22 protein-coding genes are annotated in these 25,208 nt (G+C 39.8%); 15 read left to right on the forward strand and 7 right to left on the reverse strand.

Going from position 1 to position 25,208, the window contains the following annotated elements; all coding sequences use genetic code 11:
- Positions 1-7 precede the first annotated feature (7 nt).
- Complete coding sequence (locus MMY79_RS00625) at positions 8-775, forward strand: transporter (RefSeq protein ID WP_151963757.1); 768 nt, start codon at positions 8-10, stop codon at positions 773-775.
- Between the two features lie 18 nt (positions 776-793).
- On the forward strand, positions 794-2,620 hold the full coding sequence (gene dsbD, locus MMY79_RS00630) for a protein-disulfide reductase DsbD (protein WP_252611250.1): 1,827 nt from the start codon (positions 794-796) through the stop codon (positions 2,618-2,620).
- On the opposite strand, the gene MMY79_RS00635 is transcribed toward dsbD, so the two are convergent.
- Together MMY79_RS00635 and MMY79_RS00640 are read right to left on the reverse strand one after the other, a co-directional pair.
- Positions 2,615-3,808, reverse strand: coding sequence for a GGDEF domain-containing protein (locus MMY79_RS00635; protein WP_252611251.1), 1,194 nt, complete (start codon positions 3,806-3,808; stop codon positions 2,615-2,617). The genes dsbD and MMY79_RS00635 overlap by 6 nt on opposite strands.
- Before the next feature lie 174 nt (positions 3,809-3,982).
- Positions 3,983-4,894, reverse strand: a complete 912-nt coding sequence (locus tag MMY79_RS00640) for an alpha/beta hydrolase (RefSeq protein ID WP_252611252.1) — start codon at positions 4,892-4,894, stop codon at positions 3,983-3,985.
- A gap of 152 nt (positions 4,895-5,046) precedes the next feature.
- On the opposite strand from MMY79_RS00640, the gene MMY79_RS00645 reads away from it, so the two are divergent.
- Complete coding sequence (locus MMY79_RS00645) at positions 5,047-5,484, forward strand: DUF2147 domain-containing protein (protein WP_003654111.1); 438 nt, start codon at positions 5,047-5,049, stop codon at positions 5,482-5,484.
- A gap of 38 nt (positions 5,485-5,522) precedes the next feature.
- Here MMY79_RS00645 and MMY79_RS00650 read toward each other — a convergent pair whose 3' ends face one another.
- Positions 5,523-5,873 (reverse strand): arsenate reductase, encoded by a 351-nt coding sequence (locus tag MMY79_RS00650; protein ID WP_252611253.1) that lies wholly within the window; start codon positions 5,871-5,873, stop codon positions 5,523-5,525.
- Between the two features lie 454 nt (positions 5,874-6,327).
- Positions 6,328-7,152: an exodeoxyribonuclease III gene (locus MMY79_RS00655; RefSeq protein WP_252611254.1), complete on the reverse strand. Its 825-nt coding sequence runs from the start codon at positions 7,150-7,152 to the stop codon at positions 6,328-6,330.
- Positions 7,153-7,190: 38 nt separating this feature from the next.
- On the opposite strand from MMY79_RS00655, the gene pyrE reads away from it, so the two are divergent.
- Both pyrE and MMY79_RS00665 read left to right on the forward strand, forming a co-directional pair.
- Entirely contained in the window at positions 7,191-7,841 is a 651-nt protein-coding gene (pyrE, locus tag MMY79_RS00660) for an orotate phosphoribosyltransferase (RefSeq protein ID WP_016139854.1), read from the forward strand.
- A 226-nt stretch (positions 7,842-8,067) separates the two neighbouring features.
- Positions 8,068-8,511, forward strand: coding sequence for a GNAT family N-acetyltransferase (locus MMY79_RS00665; RefSeq protein ID WP_252611256.1), 444 nt, complete (start codon positions 8,068-8,070; stop codon positions 8,509-8,511).
- A gap of 358 nt (positions 8,512-8,869) precedes the next feature.
- Here MMY79_RS00665 and MMY79_RS00670 read toward each other — a convergent pair whose 3' ends face one another.
- Both MMY79_RS00670 and MMY79_RS00675 read right to left on the reverse strand, forming a co-directional pair.
- Entirely contained in the window at positions 8,870-11,062 is a 2,193-nt protein-coding gene (locus tag MMY79_RS00670) for a TonB-dependent siderophore receptor (RefSeq protein WP_252611257.1), read from the reverse strand.
- Positions 11,063-11,290: 228 nt separating this feature from the next.
- Positions 11,291-11,503 (reverse strand): DUF1737 domain-containing protein, encoded by a 213-nt coding sequence (locus tag MMY79_RS00675; RefSeq protein WP_002122004.1) that lies wholly within the window; start codon positions 11,501-11,503, stop codon positions 11,291-11,293.
- 160 nt (positions 11,504-11,663) lie between these two features.
- Here MMY79_RS00675 and gshB point away from each other — a divergent pair, with 160 nt between their 5' ends.
- The 8 genes from gshB (at position 11,664) to lpxC (ending at position 20,899) form a co-directional block, all read left to right on the forward strand.
- Positions 11,664-12,608, forward strand: a complete 945-nt coding sequence (gene gshB / locus MMY79_RS00680; RefSeq protein ID WP_252611259.1) for a glutathione synthase — start codon at positions 11,664-11,666, stop codon at positions 12,606-12,608.
- Between the two features lie 237 nt (positions 12,609-12,845).
- Complete coding sequence (gene murG / locus MMY79_RS00685) at positions 12,846-13,943, forward strand: undecaprenyldiphospho-muramoylpentapeptide beta-N-acetylglucosaminyltransferase (protein WP_252611261.1); 1,098 nt, start codon at positions 12,846-12,848, stop codon at positions 13,941-13,943.
- A gap of 11 nt (positions 13,944-13,954) precedes the next feature.
- Positions 13,955-15,403, forward strand: coding sequence for a UDP-N-acetylmuramate--L-alanine ligase (gene murC, locus MMY79_RS00690; protein WP_003654096.1), 1,449 nt, complete (start codon positions 13,955-13,957; stop codon positions 15,401-15,403).
- A gap of 36 nt (positions 15,404-15,439) precedes the next feature.
- Entirely contained in the window at positions 15,440-16,366 is a 927-nt protein-coding gene (locus MMY79_RS00695) for a D-alanine--D-alanine ligase (protein ID WP_005300616.1), read from the forward strand.
- Between the two features lie 2 nt (positions 16,367-16,368).
- On the forward strand, positions 16,369-17,223 hold the full coding sequence (locus MMY79_RS00700) for a cell division protein FtsQ/DivIB (protein WP_252611263.1): 855 nt from the start codon (positions 16,369-16,371) through the stop codon (positions 17,221-17,223).
- A gap of 60 nt (positions 17,224-17,283) precedes the next feature.
- Positions 17,284-18,546, forward strand: coding sequence for a cell division protein FtsA (gene ftsA / locus MMY79_RS00705; RefSeq protein ID WP_004790064.1), 1,263 nt, complete (start codon positions 17,284-17,286; stop codon positions 18,544-18,546).
- A gap of 164 nt (positions 18,547-18,710) precedes the next feature.
- Positions 18,711-19,886, forward strand: a complete 1,176-nt coding sequence (gene ftsZ, locus MMY79_RS00710) for a cell division protein FtsZ (RefSeq protein WP_252611266.1) — start codon at positions 18,711-18,713, stop codon at positions 19,884-19,886.
- Positions 19,887-19,996: 110 nt separating this feature from the next.
- A complete protein-coding gene (lpxC, locus tag MMY79_RS00715; protein ID WP_016139862.1) occupies positions 19,997-20,899 on the forward strand; it encodes a UDP-3-O-acyl-N-acetylglucosamine deacetylase in 903 nt (300 codons plus the stop codon).
- A 97-nt stretch (positions 20,900-20,996) separates the two neighbouring features.
- Here the strand turns inward: lpxC and MMY79_RS00720 are convergent, their stop codons facing one another.
- The gene (locus tag MMY79_RS00720) at positions 20,997-21,437 is read right to left on the reverse strand and encodes a DciA family protein (protein WP_252611268.1); all 441 of its coding nucleotides are present in this window, start codon (positions 21,435-21,437) and stop codon (positions 20,997-20,999) included.
- Positions 21,438-21,544: 107 nt separating this feature from the next.
- On the opposite strand from MMY79_RS00720, the gene MMY79_RS00725 reads away from it, so the two are divergent.
- Both MMY79_RS00725 and aceE read left to right on the forward strand, forming a co-directional pair.
- Complete coding sequence (locus MMY79_RS00725; RefSeq protein WP_252611270.1) at positions 21,545-22,237, forward strand: M23 family metallopeptidase; 693 nt, start codon at positions 21,545-21,547, stop codon at positions 22,235-22,237.
- Between the two features lie 251 nt (positions 22,238-22,488).
- Positions 22,489-25,206, forward strand: coding sequence for a pyruvate dehydrogenase (acetyl-transferring), homodimeric type (gene aceE / locus MMY79_RS00730; RefSeq protein ID WP_252611272.1), 2,718 nt, complete (start codon positions 22,489-22,491; stop codon positions 25,204-25,206).
- Positions 25,207-25,208: the final 2 nt, after the last annotated feature.

Raw genomic sequence — 25,208 nt, forward strand, 5'->3', positions numbered from 1 at the left:
TATTAAAATGAAAATAGTACAAATTTTAACTTTTGCCCTTACAACTGTTGCTGCCGGAAGTACTTTCGCAGCAGAGTTTTCCTTTGACCGTCCTGGAGCAGGCTTTGGAACAGGCATTACCCCAGTAGGTAAGTTAGCTTGGGAACAGGGTTTACCTAGCGCGACTTATACAGAGTCGACTGTTGATGGCGTTAAAGAAAAGACCGTAACTGTAAATGAGGATATGCTATTCCGTACAGGTTTGGCTGATGGCTTAGAATTACAATTAGGCTGGCAAGGTCCAGCATGGACTCAAACCAAGCGTGCTGGTAAAAAAACTGACAATTCAGGCTTTGGTGATGTAAGCATCGGTTTGAAAAAAGCAATTGATCTAGATGATGAAAACTTATCAATGGCTGTGTTAGCTCAGGCTGTTATTGCAACTGGTAATGATGAATTTACTGCGCATGACGATATTTATAGCCTAAGTTCAGCAGTGGCTTATAAATATAATGACTTGATTGATACCTCAATTACCATGCGCTACGAAGTGCAAAACAGTGACTGGGCTGTAACTGCAATTCCAGCAATCAACTATAAGATCGCTGGTAAACTTTCTGGATATTCTGAGTTCATTTACCGTAAAGCTGAAAGCCAAGACTATGAATATGGTTTAGGTACAGGTTTAGTCTATGCCGTAAATAATCGTACTCAGCTTGATGCAAGTATCGGGGTTGATTTAGAAGGTCAAGACAAGAGCTACAACGGTGGCTTAGGCGTGGCATTCTTGTTCTAATCGAAGCAATTTAAATTTATGTTAATGAGAAAGCTTATTCATCAGGGAATTCTTTATTTTCTAGCAGTTACTGTTTGTGTGTTTAGCCAGTTGGTTTCCGCACAAGAGAAGCTGCTCTCACCCGAACAAGCTTTTTCATTTTCGGTTGAATCGTCTGAGCCGCATACTGCGAGTTTGTCTTGGCAGATTCAGCCAAACTACTATCTATATCAGCATAAATTTTCCGTACAACAAGGTACTCAACCTTTAGCTTTAAAGTTACCTAAAGCGATTGCCCAATATGATGAAAATTATGGGCAAAGTCAGGTTTACTACCATCAAGTTAATTTTCAAATTAAGACAAAGCCTTCAGAACACTATAGTGTGACTTGGCAGGGCTGTGCCAAAGACCGTATTTGCTATCCGCCACAAACGATTGAGTTTCAAACTGATGCAGATGGCTTGGTCGGTGTGCAAAACCAAGCAGGGATAGCGCCAAAACGATTTCTGGATTTGACAAACACCCAATCCGACACTTCTTCAGATTCAAAACTTTTAGAAAAAGAGCAGAGTACAGAGCCAGTAATAGATCCATCTACACCACAAATTGCGCAAGATCAGATCTGGTCAGCTAAGTTAATTGAGCATTCACTTTGGTATGGGATTTTATTATTTCTCGGTTTAGGCATGCTGCTCGCATTTACGCCATGCTCTTTACCGATGTTGCCAATTTTAACTTCGTTAATTATTCGAGAACATAAAGGTTTAAAGGCTTGGGCCATTGCACTTACTTTTGTGTGTAGCATGGCATTGGTCTATGCTGGCTTAGGTTTAATTGCTTCTTCAGCAGGCTTAAATTTCCAGCGTTGGTTACAACAGCCTGCGACTTTAATTGCTTTTAGTTTGCTGTTTATTATCTTTGCTCTAAATCTATTTGGCTTGTTTGAAATTCGTTTACCACAAACATGGTTAAACCGACTTGACCGTATTCAGTCGATGCAACAAGGTGGCACTTTAGTGGGTGCTGGAGTCATGGGTGTGGTTTCTGCACTCTTGGTCGGTCCTTGTATGACCGCACCTCTGGCTGGAACTTTATTATTCATTTCTCAAACACAAAACCAATGGCAAGGCGCTTTGCTTTTATTCTGTTTAGGTTTTGGAATGGGAATTCCCTTATTGCTTGCAAGCATCTTAGGGGCAAAATTCTTACCTAAAGCGGGAGACTGGATGCATCAGATTAAAGTGATTTTTGCTTTTCTGATGTTAGGTTTAAGTCTCTACTTTATTCGTCCTTTATTGCCAGATTGGGGCATGCAAGTACTTAGTCTAGTACTAGGCCTCGCTTTTATAGCCTATGCGGTTTATCAGTTTTTCTGGAAAAAGGGACAGCTACAATGGCTCTATGCGATCTTATTATTAATCGTTACACCTTTTGTAGCCTATAACCAATATCAGCATATTCAAAATCGAACTTTGCAAAGTTCTGAACACATGGCTGAGTGGCATGTTGCGGCTAGCGCGGCAGACTTCAAAAAGATTTTAGCAGCCGCACCCGCTGATCGGGCCATTGTGGTTGATGTCTATGCAGATTGGTGTGTTGCTTGCCAACCGATTGAGCACCGTATTTTAAAAGCACCCGAGGTTCAGTCTGCTCTTGCACCTTACTATTTAATTAAGCTTGATTTGAGCCATTATGATCAATCACACGAAGCTCTACTCAAACAATGGAATATTTTAGGACCACCGACTTATCTATTTTTAAGCCCTGAGCAAAAAGAAATTCGTGCTTTACGTTTAACGGGTGCTTTTAGTCAGCAAGAACTTTTGCAGCAACTTGCGAGTTTGGCAAAACTAAAAGAATCATAGTGTATTAGCAGCTTCATTCTGATGAAATGTACGTACCTGATTACGTCCTGAAGCTTTTACAGCATAAAGTGCTTGGTCAGCCTGCCGAATAACGAGATAAGGATCCTGTGCAAAAGCTGAACTACTTATGCCAAAACTTGCACTAATATGAATGGGGTTATTTTGAGTGCTAAAAACAGGCAATTCTTGCAAAGCATGGCGGCAACGCTCAGCAATTTTTTCTGCTTGAATAATATCGGTGTGGGGAAGTAATAAGATAAATTCCTCTCCACCAAATCGACCAATAATATCCTCACCACGCAAGTTCTCAGAAAGGCATTGAGCGATTTCAATTAAAACCTGATCACCTTGGTGATGCCCATATATATCATTAATTTTTTTAAAATGATCGATATCAAGAAGTACCACCGCATAATCAAATTGCTGTTGGTGTAGCGACTCTAAATGCGTATTTAAACTACGTCTATTTAATACATTGGTTAATGGATCAAGTTGGCTTAAACGTTGAATATAAGTTTCTCGCTGACGCCACTGGGTGAGTAATATTTCAAATAAAATAAAACACGCCAATAAAATAGGCATAATAAAAAATGCCATGCTTCCTAACCAAAAAGGATTAGTTTGAGCACGTTGCATAGCAATAAGATTAAATAAAGGCGCATAAGGCAAAGCACCTTTCATACTCAAATAAGTACATACGATTAATATAATTGTCGCAGGTACAAGGGCGCTATAAACAATTTTTCGATCAAATAACACCAGACCTACCCCAATCGTGCCGACATAACCGACCATAGTGGCTGGGCTAATGCTGCCAATTAAATATCCATCGTGGCATAGCATGAGCGTAAAAAATTGCACACTCACGAAAGGAATAATTCTTTGAGCCCATTCATCATTTTTGTAGCGATAGCAGGGGATAATCAAAAGACCTAATAAAAATAAGGTGAATAAATTGAGCCAGATTTGCGATTCAACTAAAGGTAAATGTGCCCATTGCCAGACACTGGGGGTAATTAGAATATAACCTTTCCATAAAACCCAACTGAAATTCATTGCACAGGCAAGTATGAGCATCAGGGCACTTTTTTGTAATGGTGTCCAGTTGATGATGTGATTATTGTGGATGAAATCGAGTATCACCTGTTTTATTCTATGTATTGGATGAGTGATTAAACGACTTTTCATAATAAGTAAGGGCTCCTAAATATAGATGCCTCTTTGTTGGACCATCCTAAAATTGGATTGTTTAAATAATTTATGTTTTAAACATAACATGATTTTCAATTTATACATGATGACTTTTTATAAAGAAAATGATGTGAAAAGTTTCTGGCACTATTCACACCATGTATAGATAAATTAAGTTTTATCGAGTTCGTGAGCAAATTCAGCAATATCTGCCAATGCTTGTTTAGCCTCATCAAACCATGCATTAAACATCTGGAAGTTATGCCACATGCCTGTATAAAGTTTGAATTGAACTTTAACGCCAGCATCTTCAGCTTTTTCTCTAAAACGCTTGGCATCGTCTAATAATATTTCTTTAGAACCCACTTGAACCAAAGTCGGTGGTAAGCCGTGTAAGTCATCGAAAATAGGTGAAACACGCGGGTCATCAGCTGTGATCTGATTACCTATATAGTACTGAGTCCCTGTTTGTAGGGCTTCGATAGATAATAAGGCATCATGTTTTTTATTAAATCTGAGAGACTCGCTGGTGAGCGTTAAATCTAGAAATGGAGATAACAAAATCAGGCCACTTGGCATGAGTTCAGGTTGTTCTTTTAAGCGTAAACAAAGCGCCAGTGCTAAATTTGCTCCACACGAATCGCCCGATAAAATAATATCTTTAGGCTGAATGCCTTGTACCACTAAAGATTGATAGATGTCATATAGAGCTTCAGTTGCCTCAGGATAGGGGTGCTCAGGTGCAAGCGGATAGTCCACATGAATAACTTGCATTTGAGTGCGGGCAGCTAAATCTGTCATGAAAGCATGGTGTGTTTTGACACTGCCAAGAAAAAATGCGCCGCCGTGAATGTGAAAAATCAGTTGAGTGGCGGAATCTTGTGGTTTGATTTCTTCACCTTTAATCCCTGCTAACCGAATTGGACGCACAGAAACATTTTTTTGTCGTGGAAAGGCACGACACATCTGATCTAGAACGGGACGTAAGGCGGTAGCCGGCAAATTTAGCTGACTTGGCTTGCGAATTGTTGTTTTAAGAAAAGTTTCTGTAAAGTAATATTTCCAAACATTTGATATATTCATACAGCATCCATTTTTATGCTAGTTTCTTGTTTTCTTGTAAATTTTATTTTGCAAGATTACAAGGTTACACGAAACAGTCACATTCAAAAATTGCAATATCTTTGCGACTTCTGAATACTAAAAATCTTGAAAGACCCAAGGATATTACAAAAATGAAAAAGATTGCTTTAGCTTTAGGACTCATTGGTATGGCTGCATTTGCCAATGCGGCTGATACACTCAATGGAACGGTATGGAAAACAATTGATGATCAGACCAACAAGCCAAAAGCCGTAGTTAAATTTACGGAACAGAAGGATGGAACCTTAACTGCTACCATTCAAAACATTTTGACGCCAGGTGAAGAAAACGCTTGTACAAAATGTGAAGGTCCGTACAAAAACAAACCGCTTAAAGGTGTCACCATTGTACATAATTTGAAAAATGTGGGTGGCAATAGTTATGAAAACGGTACGATTTTAGATCCAAAGTCTGGCAAAACTTACAAATTGAAAGGTGAGTTAACAGACGGCGGTAAGAAGCTTAAATTGCGTGGCTATATTGGTGTTTCTGCACTTGGTCGTAACCAAACGTGGATTCGCGCTAACTAAAAGCCCTAATAAAAAAACGAGCCATTTGGCTCGTTTTTTTATGCTTGGATATTTTGATAAGTTGCTTCATCAAACCCTACAACAAAACTTTGTGAGGTTTGTAAAACAGGTCTTTTAATTAAACTTGGTTGAGCAATCAGTGCTTCAATAAGGTGATCTTCACTGCTTAAAGCACGATTTTGTTCTTCTTCTGATAGCTTGCGCCAAGTTGTTCCCTTTTTATTGAGAACAGTATCTTGTCCAATTTCTTTTAACCAGATTTTTAAGGTATCTGCGTCAATTCCTTGTTTTTTATAATCATGAAAATCATAGTTAAGCGCTTTAGCTTGTAAGGCATCAAATGCTTTTTTCATTGAACTACAGTTTTTAATTCCATAAATTTTTAACATTTTATCGGGCCATGTCAAAAAGAGAGAGCACACAGCCTAACTCAAAATGCATGTGAGCACTACTTTATACCGATACTTTTAAAACAAATGAAAATTAATGATTAATCGAAAGAGAAATGTCATGTTATTGTCATAAGACAAAGCGATAATGAGCTTAATAAGAAGAAATTAAAACTAAAAGAACTTAGCGCAAAAATAAGAGACTTAAAAAGAGAAAACCCGCATTTAATCATCCTGATCATGCGGGTCTCATTTCAACGTCCAATGTCACATCCTTGCAAATAAACTTATCATAAGTTTATTTTATCTTCCTACGGCGTCCTATCCTTTTGCGTCATCCTGACTGCTTCCCTGTGCCGTGCAGCTATAATGCCGTTAAAGCTGTGTAAGAAAAATACTCAAAAACGACATATGCTGTAAGCGAAAACGACAATGTAAGTGAACACTCGTTCACTTAGTCTTGAATTTTATAGTCAATAATAACCGGTGCGTGGTCGCTAAACCATTGATCTTTAAAGACCCATGCGTTGGTTGTACGCGCTTTCCAGTCTGGTGAACACGCTTGATAGTCAATACGCCAACCTACATTTTTTGCACGAGCTTGCCCGCGATTTGACCACCATGAATAAAGTTCTGCTTCTGCGCGAACTACACGGAAGGTATCGACATAGCCAAGTTCATCATAAATATGGTCAAGCCATGCACGCTCATGAGGTAAACAGCCAGATGATTTTTGGTTACCCGACCAGTTTTTAATATCAATGCGTTTATGAACAATGTTGTAGTCGCCACAAATGATGACTGACTTATTTTCATCACGCCATTGTTTCAAGATTTTTGCGTACTCACCTAAAAATAAATCTTTACGTGCTTGCGCTTCTTCACCACTTGAGCCTGAAGGTAAGTATAATGACGCAATATGTACCGGATGTGACAAACCTAAATCGAATTCAGCAGAAACAAAGCGGCCTTGACTGTCAGCCAACTCAAACCCTAAACCATCTTTAATCGAGACAAAGGGCAAACGGCTATATATGGCAGTTCCTGCGTAACCTGCACGTTCTGCTGGAAAGAGATGGGTATGCCATCCTTCGGGTCTAAATTTTTCAGTCCATTGTTCATGGGTAATGCGGCTTTCCTGCATGCATACGACATCGGCATCTGATTGTTCTAACCATTCAAGTAAGCCTTTCGTCACTGAAGAACGCAAGCCATTTACATTAATGGAAACGACTCGAAGAATTTTTACATCACTTGGATACTGATCCTTTGGTATCATGCGAAAATTTAACCTCAATTGTGAATTTGGAGCACCTCATGACAACGCCTGTGTCATTTAACCCGCAAGCATTTATCGAACTCGCATTATCACGCGGTGTGCTTAAATTTGGTGAGTTTACTTTAAAATCTGGACGCGTGAGTCCTTATTTTTTTAATGCAGGCCTACTCAACGATGGTGAAGCTTTATCTCTTTTAGCACAAGGCTATGCTGATAAATTAATACAATGTGAAAATGTTGATGTGATTTTTGGGCCAGCTTACAAAGGGATTCCTTTTGTAGCAGCGACTGCTGTTGCTTTGTCGCAAACGCATAATAAGAGCGTGCCATGGGGCTTTAACCGTAAAGAAGCGAAAGATCATGGCGAAGGCGGTGTTTTAGTAGGTGCAGCGGTTGAAGGTAAAAAAGTCTGGATTATTGATGACGTTATTACCGCAGGTACAGCGATTCGTGAAGTGGTAACGATTTTGAAAAATGCAGGCGCGACCATTGCGGGCGTATTGGTTGCATTAGATCGTCAGGAATGTGGGCAAGGTGAACTTTCTGCAATTCAAGAAGTTCAAAAAGAATTAGAAATTCCTGTGCATGCACTCATTACCATGAAAGATTTAATGGATTATTTAGACGCAAAAGGCGAAAAAGAAGCGCTAGCAAATATGCAAGCATATCGTGAAAAATATGGTATTTAAGAGTTAGGTATGAAAAAGGAAGCTGTGGCTTCCTTTTTTTATAATTTAATTAAATTATTGAGTTGGTCAAATTGTAGTCGTAGGATGTGGGAAATTATAAAAAGCCGTTCAAGTGCACTGAATTCTAGAGTGAATCATACTAAAACATTGATAATAAATGTGAAATTTAAGTATTTTGTATAAGGCGTATTATGTTAATTTTAGAAAAATTTAAGAGTTAAACATTATGAGTTCAGCAGAAATTAGGCAGGCAAATATTCATGACTTTAGTGATTTAACAGAGATCTGGTTTAGTGCATCGGTTAAAGCTCATGATTTTATTCCAGAAGTATATTGGGAAAATAATAAAATAAAAATGCAAAATATCTATCTTCCAATGTCAGAAGTTTACCTTGTAGAAAATATAAATAATATTTGTGGATTTATTGCTTTAGTCGAAAATACGATAGCTGCAATTTTCGTATCGCCTGAACAGCAAGGTAAAGGAATAGGTAAATTACTCATTAATTATGCTAAGGGAATTAGAGACAATTTAGAATTAAATGTATATCAACAGAATACGAACAGCATCAGGTTTTATAAGTCTGTTGGTTTTAAAGTTGTAGAAGAAACCTTAGATGAAGAAACTGAATCAAAAGAGTTTTTAATGCGATGGGATGGGGCTTTTTGAAATATATTTAAGATAATGAGGCATTATGCGAAATTCTCCAATTTTGTTTATTTAAAATCAAAAAATGAAATATTTTTCGCCACCCTAAAAAAATAGCAAAAAGCCGACTTTGTAATATGTCGGCTTTTTTTTAAGCGGATTTATCATTTGTTGCCAATAAAGTGATCTATTCGAAATCTTTTAAATCCCACTTCTTACACTCCAACGTCATGCCCAACTTGTCTTATTGAGCTTGTTCAGCCAGCACCAAAGGCGAAAAAGAAGCGCTAGCAAATATGCAAGCTTATCGCGAAAAATACGGTATCTAAAAGAAAAAGGCATACTTCTAAATAGGGGCATGCCTTTTTAATGTTTTTATTTAGAACTGATAATTCAAACGCAATAACACATTACGTGGTGTGCCTGGCATGCTGTCTGAGCGCCAGTACTCTTTATTGGTTAGATTATTCACAGCAAGCGTAACATTCCATGGGTCTGCACTATAACCAATCGCTGCATCGACACGGTTAAAGCCTTCCATTTTTACTTGATTATTAAGATTTGGATAATAAGACCCGACATAGGTCACGCCCACTTCGGTATACCACTGCTCGGTTGGTAAATAACGAACAAATAAATTACCTGTATTTTTAGATGTATTTGCTAAATAGTTACCTTCTTGTTCGGGCTTTTGTTTGTCTTCTTTTACTTTCGCATCTGTGTAGCCATAACCACCGCGGACAAAGACATTATCTAGTACACGACCAATAAAACTAAATTCAAGACCACGAGATTGATGCTGACCGGCAGTTGCCCATACTTCTGGTTCTTCATTAGGCTTTGGTTTATAGCGAATATTATTTTTACGAATATCAAAAACAGAAAATTGAGTATTTAAACGATTATCTAACCATTCGCTTTTTACGCCAACTTCGTATTGCTCGTTATATTGAGGTTCTTTATCCATTTTTGTGACATCGGTGCTTCCAGTAACTTGGTTAACACCCATTTGTCCGCCAAATGGTGCAAAGCTCTTAGAGTAAGACGTGTAAAAGCTATGTTCCGGAAGCGTTTGCCATACCAAACCAACATTTGGGCTAAAGCTGCCATCTTTTACATTACGGTGTTCATTCGTTAACTTGTTGGTGGTTGAAAAATCGAAGTAATCGTAGCGGACACCCATCATCAGTTTAAGTTGGTCATTTAGACCAATTAAATCTTGAATAAATACGCCGTAAGTTGTGCCTTCATTATAGTTATGCTGACTAATCTTTAATGGGCCATTGCCACGACTGTACTCTCGTTCACCAGTGAATGGATTAACGTAACCATAAATGGCTGACCCATTTTGAGTTTTATTGGCTAGACGTGGTTCTCGTTGTTCATACGTCCAGTCTGTACCCATCATGATTTGGTGTTCAAGCTGACCAGTTTTGAACTTGCCCTTAATATCAAATGTATTGGTGGTGGTTTTATTGCTGGTTTGTTGCCAGTAGTAAATTTGATTGATATAGCCTTTTTTAGTGGTGCATGCTTTACCTTTTAAATCTTTACCATCTAACCCACAATAAGTTCCAAAATAAAAGTGGTCAAAGTTCTGTTCTGCTTGTCGGTAACTTGCTGCCCAGTGAAAGTTCCAATCAGGCGCATATTGATAATTCACATCGGTGCGAACCACTTGCAAAATATCATCAACATAATCGCCGTCTTGGGCAAATCCCATTTTAATTGAAGTTCCCGCAGGCAAGTTTTCATATGCTGGACCACGATCAGGTACACGACCTAATTTGTCATAGGTATATTGTGTGGTCCAAGTGAGTGTTCCATCATCATTTTTATAAGTGAAACTTGGTGAAAACATTTCAATTTTATTTTCAATACCAGAGCGGAAGCTACCAGATTCGCCATATTCTCCAGTCAAACGTACTGCTAAATTGTCATTAATGACTTGGTTAATGTCGGCAGTTGTTCCGTAGTTGTCGTAAGAACCTGCGTAAGCGCCAACAGAACTTTTAGAGTCAAAATTGGCGAACTTACTCACCATATTCACAACCCCACCACCAGCACTACGGCCATATAAAACAGAAGCGGGGCCTTTTAAAATTTCAATACGCTCAATATTGGCTGTACTACGGCGTACTTGCCCACTTTCGCGGATACCATCACGGTAAATATCACCTGTATCAGCACCAAAACCACGAATCGTAATACCGTCACCGCGCATATCGTAATTGGTGGATACGCCAGGGGTACCTTGCAGCATAACGCTTAGATCATTTGATCCATAAATTTTATATTTCTGAACATCAATCGTATCAACGGTTTGAGGAATGTCTTTTTTGTCTAAACCATTGCGTGTGACATTGGCTTTGTCATAGTCGATATAACTTTTAATTGGGTCGAGTTCACTCATGGCCTCAATTTTTATGGTAGGCATGGTGGCTGCAACTTTTGCGGCTGAATCAGTCGCTTCCTCTGCGTAAGCACCTTGAATGTTCAAGATCATTAAACTGAGTAAGCTCAGAGGGAACAAACGCTTAATTTGGGGAGATGATAAAGAAATTCTTAACATAAAATAAAATCAATTAACAAAAATAAAAGTGTAAATGATAATTATAATCATTTAATTGTTTAGAATAAAAGAACTATTGCCTTAAAAAATGACATATTTATTTTTTAATAACTATTTTTTAGGAATGTAATGAGTGGATTAAACAAGCTATGTAAATTAACTCATTAGTTTTTCTTGTTAATTGAGCTTTAAAGAGGAGCTTTTACTGATAAAAACTCCCCTTTAGGATTAAGCGTTATTTTTCAGAACATCTAAAATATCCATTTCTGGATCATAATTCTCATCAATTGTTTTGCAAATTGCTTGTCCAACAATGACGTGCGTACCATTAAAGGTCATGGTTGGCGCTTCATATAATTCCCAACCATGATTCAGTGCTTTAGTCACTCGTGCACAAAAAGCAGAGTCATCAGGACCCGTTAAATAGCGATAAAGTTTCATGTTTAGCCTTTAAAAATAATATTTTATGGCTATAGTTTAACTGAATTTACTTAAATTCCAGATCAAGAAATAACAGATAACGATTTACTGAAATTAAGAAAAACCAGTGAAAAATCTCAGCTATACTCATGTTAATTTAAATTTTAAGAAGAGCTTGAGCATGCGTGTACTTGTCGTCATGGATCCGATTGAAACCGTAAACCTGAAAAAGGATTCAACCATGGCAATGTTGTGGGCGGCGAGCCGTCGTGGACATGAATTGGGTTATGCATTACAACAAGATTTATATATCGATCAAGGTAAGGCTTACGGCCTAATCTCACCATTAAAAGTTTTTGAAGATTGCAATCATTACTATGAGTTAGGTGAAAAGAAAAAAGAATCTATCGCTACTTATGATGTAGTGCTTATGCGTAAAGATCCGCCGTTTGATATGAATTTTGTTTACACGACTTACGTGCTTGAACAAGCTGAGCGTGAAGGTTCATGGATTATTAATAACCCCCGGTCATTGCGTGATTGCAACGAAAAACTTTTTGCAACGCAATTTCCAGATCTACAAGTGCCTACACTTGTAACATCACAACAAAGTTTAATTCGTGAATTTATTAAAGAACATGGTGATGTGATTGTTAAGCCGCTTGATGGTATGGGCGGTATGGGGATTTTCCGTTTATACCAAGACGGTGTAAATATTGGTTCTACCTTAGAAATGCTTACAGAGCTAGGCAACCGTCCAATTATGGCTCAGCGCTATATTCCTGAAATTGTAGAAGGAGATAAGCGTATTTTAATGGTGAATGGCGAACCTATTCCTTACTGTCTAGCTCGTATTCCACAAAATGGTGAAGTACGCGGCAACTTAGCGGCAGGTGGTTTAGGCCAAGCGCGTCCGCTTACTGAAAACGATAAGCTGATTGCAGCTAAAATTGGCCCTTTCCTACGCGAAAAAGGTTTGATTTTTGTCGGCTTAGATGTAATTGGTAATTATGTCACTGAAATTAATGTCACTAGCCCAACCTGTATTCGTGAAATTGATGCTCAATTTGGTACATCAATTGCAGATGATCTATTTGATGTATTAGAAGCTGGTCGTTCAGCTTAATTAGTTATTTCAGGTGGTTTTCCGCGGTATTTATGGGAAATCACCTGAAAATATATGAATTAATAAAATAACAATACTAAATACACCACAGCTTTGTAGGCATATTTTCAAAAAAGCACATCTTTCTGTTATAAACGAGTGAAATTAGCTTTTCGTTAATGAAGCTTTAGGATTAAAATAAACGGCTACAAAAATAGATGACAATTTCCATTGTTTTTTGAGTTGAAGAATTAGACCGTGACCGATTCACAGCAAAGCAAACCTAAACATGTCATGATGATGGCTGCCGGTACAGGTGGACATGTTTTTCCAGCCCTCGCCGTAGCCAAAAAACTTCAACAACAAGGTTGTCAGGTTTCATGGTTAGCCACGCCAACAGGTATGGAAAACCGATTATTAAAAGATCAAAATATTCCAATATATCAAATCGATATCCAAGGTGTCCGTGGCAATGGATTAGTCCGTAAAATTGCCGCACCTTTTAAAATTTTAAAAGCAACTTTTAGCGCAATGCGTTATATGAAACAGCTTAAAGTTGATGCAGTTGCAGGCTTTGGTGGTTACGTAGCTGGACCGGGTGGTTTGGCAGCGCGTTTGTTAGGTATTCCTGTTCTCATTCATGAACAAAATGCGGTTGCTGGTTTTACCAATGCGCAGTTGTCTCGTGTTGCTAAAGTCGTGTGTGAAGCATTTCCAAATACATTTCCTGCGGGTGGAAAAGTCGTTACAACAGGAAATCCTGTACGTCATGAAATCACAGATATTTTAAGCCCAAAGTGGCGTTATGATGAGCGTGCGCAAGCAGGGCAGCCTCTAAATATTCTAATTGTTGGTGGTTCTTTAGGTGCCAAAGCACTCAACGAACGCTTACCTCCAGCATTAAAACAATTACAAGTTCCACTTAATATTTTTCACCAGTGCGGTCAGCAACAAGTTGAGGCAACTCAAGCACTCTATGCAGATGTACCAGCCAATTTAACCGTACACGTTTTGCCGTTTATTGAAGATATGGCAAAGGCTTATAGTGAGGCAGATTTAATTATTTGCCGAGCTGGAGCACTCACGGTAACAGAAGTTGCAACAGCAGGTGTGGCCGCAGTTTTTGTGCCACTTCCTATAGCAGTTGATGACCATCAAACTGCAAATGCCAAATTTCTGGCAGATTTCGGTGCTGCAAAAATTTGTCAGCAATCGATTATGACACCAGATGTTCTAAATGAATTGTTCACTTCGCTGATGAACCGCCAGTTACTTACAGAAATGGCAGTGAAAGCGCGTCAACATGCCCAACCAAATGCGACTCAGCATGTGGTTGATCTTATCCAAAAAATGTAATCGGATTTACTATGTCTCCATCAACAGCTGCGAACCAAGCAAAAAAACTGATTAAAGTGCCTGAAATGCGCCGTATCAAACACATTCATTTTGTGGGAATCGGCGGTGCTGGGATGTGTGGCATTGCAGAGGTATTGGGTAACCAAGGTTATAAAATTTCCGGTTCAGACATTAAAGCATCTAAAACTACAGAACAATTAGAGCAAAATGGCATCAAGGTTTATATTGGCCATCAAGCGGAAAATATTAAAAATGCCAATGTGCTTGTAGTTTCTACAGCGATTGATCCAGAAAATCCGGAAATTAAAGCAGCGATTGAGCAACGTACTCCAATCGTACGCCGCGCAGAGATGCTAGGTGAGCTTATGCGTTACCGCCATGGTATTGCTGTAGCTGGTACACATGGTAAGACGACAACTACAAGTCTTTTAACGACTATGTTGGCTGAAGAAAATCTTGATCCAACTTATGTTATTGGTGGTTTGCTTAATAGTACAGGCGTAAATGCTGCATTAGGTGAAAGCCGTTTCATCGTAGCTGAAGCTGATGAATCAGATGCATCTTTCCTTTATTTACAACCAATGGCAGCGATTGTAACGAATATCGATGCTGACCATATGGATACCTATGAAGGTAGCTTTGATAAATTAAAAGATACGTTCGTTCAGTTCCTTCATAACCTACCATTTTATGGTTTGGCTGTCGTTTGTGGTGATGACGCCAACATTCGTGAAATTATGCCGCGTGTAGGCCGTCCAGTGATTACCTATGGTTTTAACGAAGACAACGACATTCGCGCAATTGATGTTGAACAAGATGGTATGCGTTCACACTTCACCGTGTTACGTAAAGGTCGTGAGCCGCTACGTTTAACGATTAATCAACCGGGCATGCATAATATTTTGAATGCTTTGGCTGCTATTGGTGTTGCGACCGATGAAGGTGTTTCTGATGACGCAATTAGCCGTGCTTTAGCAGGCTTCAGTGGTGTTGGTCGTCGCTTCCAAGTACAAGGTGAATTTGAGCTTGCCGATGGTAACGTTAAGTTGGTTGATGACTACGGACACCATCCGAAAGAAGTAGAAGCAACCATTAAAGCTGCTCGTCAGAGCCATCCAGATCGTCGTTTGGTGATGTTATTCCAGCCACACCGTTACTCTCGTACCCGCGATTGTTTTGATGACTTTATTGAAGTGCTTTCTCAAGTCGATCAATTATTATTATTGGAAGTTTATCCTGCCGGTGAAAAGCCTATTGTAGGTGCAGACAGCCGTACTTTAGCGCGTAGTATTCGTTTACGTGGACAGGTGGAGCCGATTTTGGTCGATCCGGTTGAAGGTAATTTGCAAAACATCATGCAAAATGTGTTACAACCAAATGACTTGTTATTAACGCAGGGTGCGGGTAACGTGGGAGCAATTTCTGTAGAACTTGCACAACACCATTTGTATGTGAAATAAACAAAAATATTGAATTATCGGGTTAAGGATTTAAACGTGTCAAATGCTACAAAATTCGGCAAAGTTGCCGTGCTATTTGGTGGGAAATCGGCTGAGCGTGCTGTGTCTTTAGATAGTGGTCAGGCAGTTCTGGATGCTTTATTGCGTTCAGGTGTTCAGGCTGAAGCATTTGATCCGCAAGACCGCAGTGTGACTGAACTTGTAAATTATGATCGTGCATTCATTGTATTGCATGGTCGTGGTGGTGAAGATGGCCAGATTCAAGGCGTGCTTGAATGGTTAAATCTGCCTTATACAGGAACTGGTGTGCAAGGTTCTGCAATTGGCATGGATAAAGTCAAAACCAAGCAAATCTGGCAAGGTAGTGATTTACCTACAGCGCCATATCGCATTATTACTAAAGAAACAGATTTAGATGCGGTTATTGCTGAGTTAGGCTTACCTGTGATTATCAAACCTGTACATGAAGGCTCAAGTGTCGGCATGAGTAAGGTTGAGAAAGCAGAAGACTTTGCTGCTGCAATTGAGAAGGCGACTCAACACGATGCTGTTGTTATGGCAGAAAAGTGGATCACAGGTCGTGAATTCACAATCTCATTCCTAAATGGTCAGCCTTTACCGGTTATTCGTTTACAACCACCAGCAGATGTTGCTTTCTACGATTACGAAGCGAAATATCAACGTAATGATGTAGAGTATGGTATTCCTTGCGGTCTAAGTGAGACAGAAGAGAAGAACCTTCAAGCATTGTGTTTACGCGCTTTTCAGGCAGTTGGTGCAGAAAGCTGGGGCCGTATTGATGCAATGCAGGATGAGCAGGGTAATTTCTGGCTTTTAGAAGTAAACACTGTGCCAGGCATGACCAGTCACTCTTTAGTTCCAAAAGCTGCGAAAGCTGTTGGTTATAGTTTTGATGAATTGTGTGTTGCCATTCTTGAGCAAACATTGGAAGGTACGGCTTAAATATGGCACAACTTCCGGCTTCCATGCGCCGTAAACGTGCGGCCATCACCTCTATTCATGATAAGCCACCTACACGTAAGCAGAAGCTTACTAATGCTGGTGGATGGGTGCTGTTGGTTATTGCTTTTGTAGTGCTGGCAGTCGGAATTTATGGGCTATATAAAGTTATTACAGATGCAACAGTTGCAAAGCTAGAGGTTGTGGGGTCAACGTCTTCAGTTGAAACACAACAAGTGATGCAACATGTTGCTCCAATTATAAAAGCGAATTATTTCACATCTGATTTAGAACAGATTCGTGATAAAACATTAGAAATTTCGTGGGTAGACCGAGTTGTCGTATCTCGTGCCTGGCCCAATGGTATTCGTGTTCGTGTCATGCCTCGACATGCCATCGCCCGTTGGGGAACAGGTCGCTTGTTAAGCGATGGAGGCGATGTATTCAGTGAGGCAGATCCGACAATTCATCCTGAGCTTCCGTTACTCCATGGTCCGGTCAGCCAGTCGAAAATGATGATGCGGCGCTATAATGAAATCAATCAATTATTTCATCCAGCTAATTTGCGCCTAAAAGAGTTATATCTGACGGAGCGAATGACTTGGTTTATGCAGTTCGACTCAGGTTTACGAATTATCGTTGACCAAGATCAAACAATGAATAAGTTGCAACGTTTAAGTCATCTGGCACAATCTGACTTAAAACCGGTGTGGTCGAAAATCTCAGCCATTGATTTGCGATATCGTAATGGATTATCTATTCAATGGAAGAACGCAACACCACCTAAAATTGTGAATGGTCAGTTTGTTGTAACGATTGATGACACAAGCATTGCAGGTGGAACAAAAGCAAAGCCATAATACGTGGCTTTAAAATAGGCAATTTGCCTGGTATTAAACAACAAAGAAATGGTATGAGTGATGAATGAAGCTGTTCCCTCAGTTGTTGCGATTGACATTGGGACGCATAAAGTTTCAGTTTTGATTGGAAAAATTCATGCGCCGGATAACATTCAAGTTATCGGTATGGCAACTGCTCGCAATCGAGGCATGAATAAAGGAAAAATCGTAAGCCTCGATAAAGTCATCGCTGCGATTAAAAATGCTGTTGCTGAAGCGGAAAATATGGCCGAATGTCGCATTCATAGCGCATGGGTATCGATTCCGAGTACCGAGTTGCAAAGTTTTTATGCCTCTGGCCGTACACCAGTTGCTAATCCAGCACATGTTATTACAACAAATGAAGTCGTGCGCGCGTTAGAATTGGCAAAAGCAAGTCATGTGACTTCTGATTACTATTTAGCAAGTGCAGTGCCGTTAGGCTTTGAATTAGGTGATTCTGCTGAATGGGTGCAGAATCCAATTAACATGACTGCCCATAGTATGACAGGACATTATCAGTTAATGATGATGCCTATAGCAACTATGCAAAACCTTGATCGCGCTATGAAAGGTGCAAATATCGGGGTTGAAAAAATGGTGGTATCTTGTCTGGCAACAGCTGAGGCAAGCTTGCTTAAAGATGAAAAAGAGTATGGTGTTTGTCTGGTCGATATTGGCGCAGGTATTACCAATCTTGCGGTTTATCTAGATGGGCGTTTGGCTCTGGCACGTACATTGCAGCGTGGTGGTGAGCACGTTACGCGTGATATTGCTGCTGTATTGCAAACTACGACAGAAGAAGCTGAGCGTATTAAAATTCTGTATGGTTGTGTCGATTTAAGTGCTGTTAAGCCAGATCACATGATTCAGGTAGAAGGAATTGATGGCCCTCAAACCATTAGTCGAATTGAGTTGTCAGAAATTATTATTGCCCGCTATGAAGAGATCTTTAGCCAGATTCGCGATGAACTCGAAAACAGCGGTGCAATTCATGGTTTATACCATGGTGTAGTGTTGACAGGGGATGCCTGTCAAATCGAAGGTATGGTGAGCTTGGCTCGCCGTATGTTGGGGGTATCCGCACATTTGGGTAATCCACCGTTACAGGTTTATGCTGATGATCAACATCAGGCAGCATTACGTCGTTCGATGTATGCAACAGCAGCTGGTTTGCTCATGTTTAGCCAAAGTGAGTTGCAAGAAGCTGTTGAAGAGCCTGAAGAGGCAAATGACCGTTCGGTATGGGAGCGAATGGTAAATGGCTGGAATGCATTTAATAGCAAGCTAAAAGCCATTTTTTAGGATGTATGGATTTATTGGTAGAATTGTTAGGAAGTTGTAAGAGAAAACCACTGTACTTGACAAGGTTTGTATTGCACAGCATTCTTAAAATTAGTTATTTTTGAAAATCAAGGCAGTATACGGGCTGAAGTGACTGCCATAATGTATTAGGAACCCTAAAGGTCATGGCCTCATTTGAATTTATAGAAGATGAACTAAACGATGGCAACGGTCAAGCCCGTTTCACTGTATTTGGTGTAGGTGGTGGTGGCGGTAATGCCGTTCAACATATGGTGCAGTCTGATATTCAAGGTGTTAAATTCGTTTGTGCCAATACAGACAAACAAGCACTAGACTGTATGAATGCACCTTTCAAAATTCAGTTAGGCGAGCAAAGTACGCGTGGTTTAGGTGCTGGTGCTAACCCTGAAGTAGGGCAAGTTGCAGCAGAAGAAAGCCGTGAAATTATTCGTCACCATCTTGAAGGTACGGATATGGTATTCGTTACCGCTGGTATGGGTGGCGGTACGGGTACGGGTGCGGCTCCTGTCGTGGCTGAAGTTGCCAAAGAAATGGGTATTTTGACCGTTGGTGTTGTAACAACCCCATTTAACTTTGAAGGCCGTCGCCGTTTAAAATCTGCTGAACGCGGTATTGAAGCGCTTGAAGCACATGTTGATTCATTGATTATTATCCCTAACCAACGCTTACTCAGCGTATATGGCGATATTTCAATGAAAGATGCTTATAAAAAAGCTGATGATGTATTGTTAAACGCTGTACGCAGTATCTTTGACCTTGTAGTAAACCGTGGTCACATTAACCTTGACTTCGCCGATTTGAAAACTGCAATGAGTACTCGTGGTTACGCAATGATGGGTGCTGGTTTAGGCCGTGGTGAAGATCGTGCACGTCAAGCAGCTGAGCAGGCTATTCGTAGCCCATTGCTTGATAACGTCAATATTATTAATGCTAAAGGTGTGTTGATTAACATTACTGGCGGTGACGATATTACGTTACGTGAAACTGAAATCATTACTGATGTTGTGAACCAGATTGTTGACCTTGATGAAGGTGAAATTTTCTACGGTACGGTATTTGATCCAGATGCCCGTGATGAATTACGTGTAACAGTCATTGCAACTGGTTTAACTCGTAATGCTGCAGATGCAGAACCGAGAAAACGTAATACAGTAAGTCATGCATCGTCTCAAGCGGCTCAATCTGTTGATGAAGATGATGTTCCTGCTATTAATAAACGTCAAAATGCAGACAATGAAGTGAGTAGTACTGCAAGTTCTTCTCCGCGTTCTTCGCCAATGAGTATTCAAGATTACTTGAAAAATCAGCAACGTAAGTAAAAAAGTATTAAATTTAAAAAAAGGCAGTGTTTAAACACTGCCTTTTTTTGTTTTTGATCAATGACTAAATATGCTAACGTATAGCGGTTTTAAAAAAGAAGTTACAAAGCATGGTGAAACAACGTACTCTCAATCGTGTGGTAAAAGCGAGTGGAATAGGTCTTCATAGCGGTCAAAAAGTGATGATCAATTTCATTCCACATACCGCGGATGGAGGTATTGTATTTCGTCGTATCGATTTAGACCCGCCCGTTGAAATCCATGCAAATGCTTTGCTCATTCAAGAAGCTTTCATGTGCTCCAATTTAGTGATTGGAGATATAAAAGTTGGAACGATTGAGCATGTAATGAGTGCAATTGCAGGTTTAGGGATTGATAACCTTATTGTTGAGGTATCAGCGTCTGAAGTTCCGATTATGGATGGAAGTGCTGGTCCGTTTATTTACCTATTAATGCAAGGTGGATTACGTGAGTTGGATGCACCGAAAAAATTTATAAGAATATTAAAACCAGTTGAAGCATTAATAGATGATAAAAAAGCAATTTTTAGTCCGCATAATGGTTTTCAATTAAATTTTACAATTGATTTTGATCATCCTGCCTTTGCTAAAGAATATCAATCTGCGACTATCGATTTTTCTACTGAAACTTTTGTATATGAAGTCAGTGAAGCTCGTACTTTTGGTTTCATGAAAGATCTAGATTATCTCAAAGCAAATAACTTAGCCTTAGGTGCAAGTTTAGACAATGCCATTGGTGTAGATGACACAGGCGTTGTTAACGAAGAAGGCTTACGTTTCGCTGATGAATTTGTAAGACATAAGATTTTGGATGCAGTAGGTGATTTGTATTTGCTTGGTCATCAAATTATTGCCAAGTTTGATGGCTATAAATCGGGACATGCTTTAAATAATCAGTTGTTACGCAATGTTCAAAGTGATCCGAGTAATTATGAAATTGTAACATTTAATGACGAGAGTGAATGTCCAATTCCATATGTCAGTGTGACATAAGTCATTGTCTTTACTTGGCTATGTTATATTGTAACATTGTAAAGTGTGATTATTATCACATAATAAGAACGATTCTAATTAAGAAATAGAAAGCTCATCATTTTTTATTGCTTGCCAAACGTAGTAAAGCTTGGCTAAGCTTAGGGTCGCTCACAAAGTCGGCTGCACTACGTAACATTTCTTGTGTTTCCGGGGGGATGGGTTTAGATGGCTCAGATGAGGGTGCATTTGAAATGTTTTTATTTCTCAAGCGAACCTGAATTCTTTGTAAGTCTTTTAACCCTTCAAGTTGAGATAATTTAGATACATATTGGTTCTGTAAATAACTGAGTTGACTAATCATCGCCTGATTTTCACCAGTAATGATTAAAGAACCATTTTGATAACACACGACCTGCCATTGTTCCGGTTGGGGCAATAAGGGTTGGATCATTTTCGTAAGTCTTTGCCATTGCGCGACTTGCGTTGTTAGAAACGTAAGGTTTCCTGTTTTTATGTGTTTTCCGGTTTGTTGAAAAACGTTATCGGGTTTAGACATGGATCATTCTCGGATAGATTCTTGTCTTTATCTTAAGCGTTCATTTCGATTGATATCAAGGAAGAGATCATAAGGAACTTGAGTAAGAACAGTTTCAAGAGGTTTTTATGCACACGCGTCGTATTTTATTAGCGTTTTCACTTGCCGCTTCGGCAGCATCAGTTGCTTTTGCAGATTATCAAACTATTAACCAATCTACTGATTCAGATCGATTGGAACAACTATCAAAAACATTATCTCAAGGTTCATATACCCATCCTGATGATTTAGATCTTCCAGCGAGCGCGAAAGTTTCAGTGACCTTACGCCAAAAAACAGTTGAGCTCAATAATGAGTCGCTCGCAAAAAAATATGGCAATACGAGCGCAAAGAACTCTTTTAATGCCTCTTCTTCAAATGCTTACTCTTGGTTAATTTCTCATCCGCTTCCTGATACTGTACGAGTTTCTTCAAACTTTGGCGGTCGTACAATGAGTGGTCGTGCTGAACATCATGGCGGTTTAGATATGGCTGCTCCGAGTGGCACACCAATCTATGCGACAGGCCCAGGTATTGTAACTAAATCTGGCTGGGGCACTGGCTATGGTCAATATGTTGAAATTAACCATGGTAATGGCTATTTAACACGCTATGCTCATGCTTCACGTTTAATGGTTCGCGTAGGTGACCAAGTGTCGGCAGGTGAACATATTGCGAATGTAGGTTGTACAGGTCGTTGTACTGGTCCACATTTGCACTATGAAGTAGTAAAAGATGGTCAACGTAAGAATCCAACAACTTACTTGGCGATGCTTCCTTAAAAGCATAGTTAAAAAGGGTTAGGTTATTAAATTTATGAATCTGAAAATTAACTTAAACCTTTTTTAACGTAAATATTGTATAAAAAAACGCCATTATTGGCGTTTTTTTGTTATTTTGTTTAATGCTCGGTCAATGACTATTCATTCAGAAAATAATAGGCCCCCCTCACATTCACCCGTGGCAATAACTAGAGAGGGGTAAAACGTGGTAAAAATACAAAGTAGATTAAAGAACAAGGAACAGGTGAATTATGGCGTTTTACGGTGACTCCGATGCACAAGAAACCCAAGAGTGGCAAGATGCATTCGATTCAGTTTTACAACATATGGGAACTGAGCGCGCGGCATTCTTATTGGAAAAACTTTACCAACAAGCAATTGCTAAGCATGTTCCCATTCAACGTCTCAATACACCTTACTTAAATACAATTTCTGTTGAAGAACAACCTGCAATGCCAGGCGACCAAGATATGGAACGCCGTATTCGTGCATTGATTCGTTGGAATGCCTTAGCAATGGTACTCCGTGCGAATAAAACAGGTGATGATTTAGGTGGACACTTGGCGAGCTTCGCATCAAGTGCAACATTATATGACGTAGGTTTTAACCATTTCTTCCGCGCAAACAGCGATAACTTTGGCGGAGATATGATTTATTACCAAGGACATTGTGCTCCTGGTATTTATGCTCGTTCATTCCTTGAAGGGCGTTTGACTGAAGAACAGTTAAGTAATTTCCGCCGTGAAGTTGGCGGTAACGGTTTACCAAGCTATCCACATCCATATTTAATGCCGGACTATTGGCAATTCCCAACTGTATCAATGGGTCTTGGTCCAATCATGTCAATTTATCAAGCGCACATTCAAAAATATTTGATGAATCGCGGCTTGATCAAAGAAGAAAATCGTAAAGTCTGGGCATATCTTGGCGATGGTGAGATGGATGAGCCAGAAAGTACTGGTGCAATTTCACTTGCTGGTCGTGAAAAGCTTGATAACCTAATTTGGGTTGTTAACTGTAACTTACAGCGTCTAGATGGCCCTGTACGTGGTAACGGTAAAATCATTCAAGAATTAGAATCTTTATTCCGTGGTGCGGGCTGGCGTGTCATTAAAGTGGTATGGGGTCGTCATTGGGATCCGCTACTTGCAAAAGACAGCACAGGTGCATTAAAAGCGGTAATGGGAGAAACAGTTGATGGCGAATACCAGCGCTATCAAGTGAAAGGTGGTGCATATACACGCGAGAAATTCTTTGGTAAGTACCCAGAAGCTGCGGAACTTGTAAAAGATTTAAGCGATGAAGATATCGATAATCTTAACCGTGGTGGTCATGACCCGTACAAAGTTTTTGCTGCCTATGCAGAAGCAATGACAGCCAAAGGTCAACCAACAGTTATTCTTGCGAAAACTGTTAAAGGTTATGGTTTGTCTGAAGAAATTGAAGCGGTGAATAAGACCCACCAAATCAAAAAAATGCAGATCGATTCTTTAAAATATGTACGTGACCGTTTTAACCTGCCATTTACAGACGATAAATTAGAAGAGCTTCCATTCTATCGCCCAAGTGAAAACTCTCCAGAAATGAAGTATATGAAAGCGCGTCGTGAAGCGTTAGGTGGTTACCTACCTGCACGTCGTCGTGAGAGTGAAATTTTAGCGATTCCTGAATTATCTGTATTTGATGCAGTATTAAACGGTTCAGGTGGTAAAGAGCAATCTACGACTATGGTGATGGTTCGTTTAATTGCTGCTTTACTTAAAGAAAAAGCAATTAAAGACCGCGTAGTACCAATCGTTCCAGATGAAGCACGTACTTTTGGTCTAGAAGGTATGTTCCGTCAGCTTGGTATTTATGCCGCTCATGGTCAAAAATATACCCCAGAAGACCAAGAACAGTTAATGCATTACCGTGAAGCAAGTGACGGTCACATGCTTCAAGAAGGGATTAACGAAGCTGGTGCGATGAGCGCATGGGCTGCGTTGGCAACAAGTTATTCAACGAATAACTTACCAATGATTCCAATGTACATGTACTACTCAATGTTTGGTTTCCAACGTATTGGTGACATTGCGTGGGCTGCGGGTGATGCACAAGCTCAAGGTTTCTTGTTAGGTGCAACAGCTGGTCGTACCACATTGAACGGTGAAGGTTTACAACACCAAGATGGTCATTCACATATCTTAGCGAACACGATTCCTAACTGTGTATCTTATGACCCATGTTTTGGTTACGAATTAGCTGTAATCGTTCATGACGGTTTACAACGTATGTATGTGAACCAAGAGCGTGTGTTCTATTACCTAACTGTAATGAACGAAAACTACGAGCATCCTGCAATGCCTGAAGGCGCTGAGGAAGGCATTAAACGTGGTATGTACTTGTTCGAAAAAGATGAAAAAGCAACTGTCCAGCTACTTGGTTCAGGTGTAATTCTTCGTGAAGTGATCAAAGCTGCGAAAATCTTACGTGATGAATACCAAATCCATTCAAACGTTTGGAGTGTAACAAGCTTCAATGAGTTATCGCGTGATGGTATGGCATGTGAAGAATACAACCGCTTACACCCACTTACTGAAGAAGTGAAAGAATCTTGGGTATCTAAACAATTACGCGGTACAGAAGGTATTGTTGTTTCAGCAACAGACCATATGCGTGCATATAGCGAACAAATTCGTGCTTATCTTCCAGATGGTCGCCCATTTGTTGCGTTGGGTACAGATGGTTATGGTCGCTCAGATACACGTGCTAACTTACGTAGTTTCTTTGGTGTTGACGCTGCACATATCGTTGTTGCTACTTTGAAAAAATTAGCTGACGAAGGTGAAGTAGATGCACGTTTAGTTAAAGATGCGATTTCTAACTTTGAGTTAGACACTGATCGTCCAGTGGCATGGGCTCCACAAGCACATCCAGAAGTTCAGGCAGTTGCTGAATACCATGAAACGCAAACAGGTGAGGGGAACTAAGC

The organism is Acinetobacter sp. XS-4 (genome assembly GCF_023920705.1).
Taxonomy (GTDB): Bacteria; Pseudomonadota; Gammaproteobacteria; order Pseudomonadales; family Moraxellaceae; genus Acinetobacter.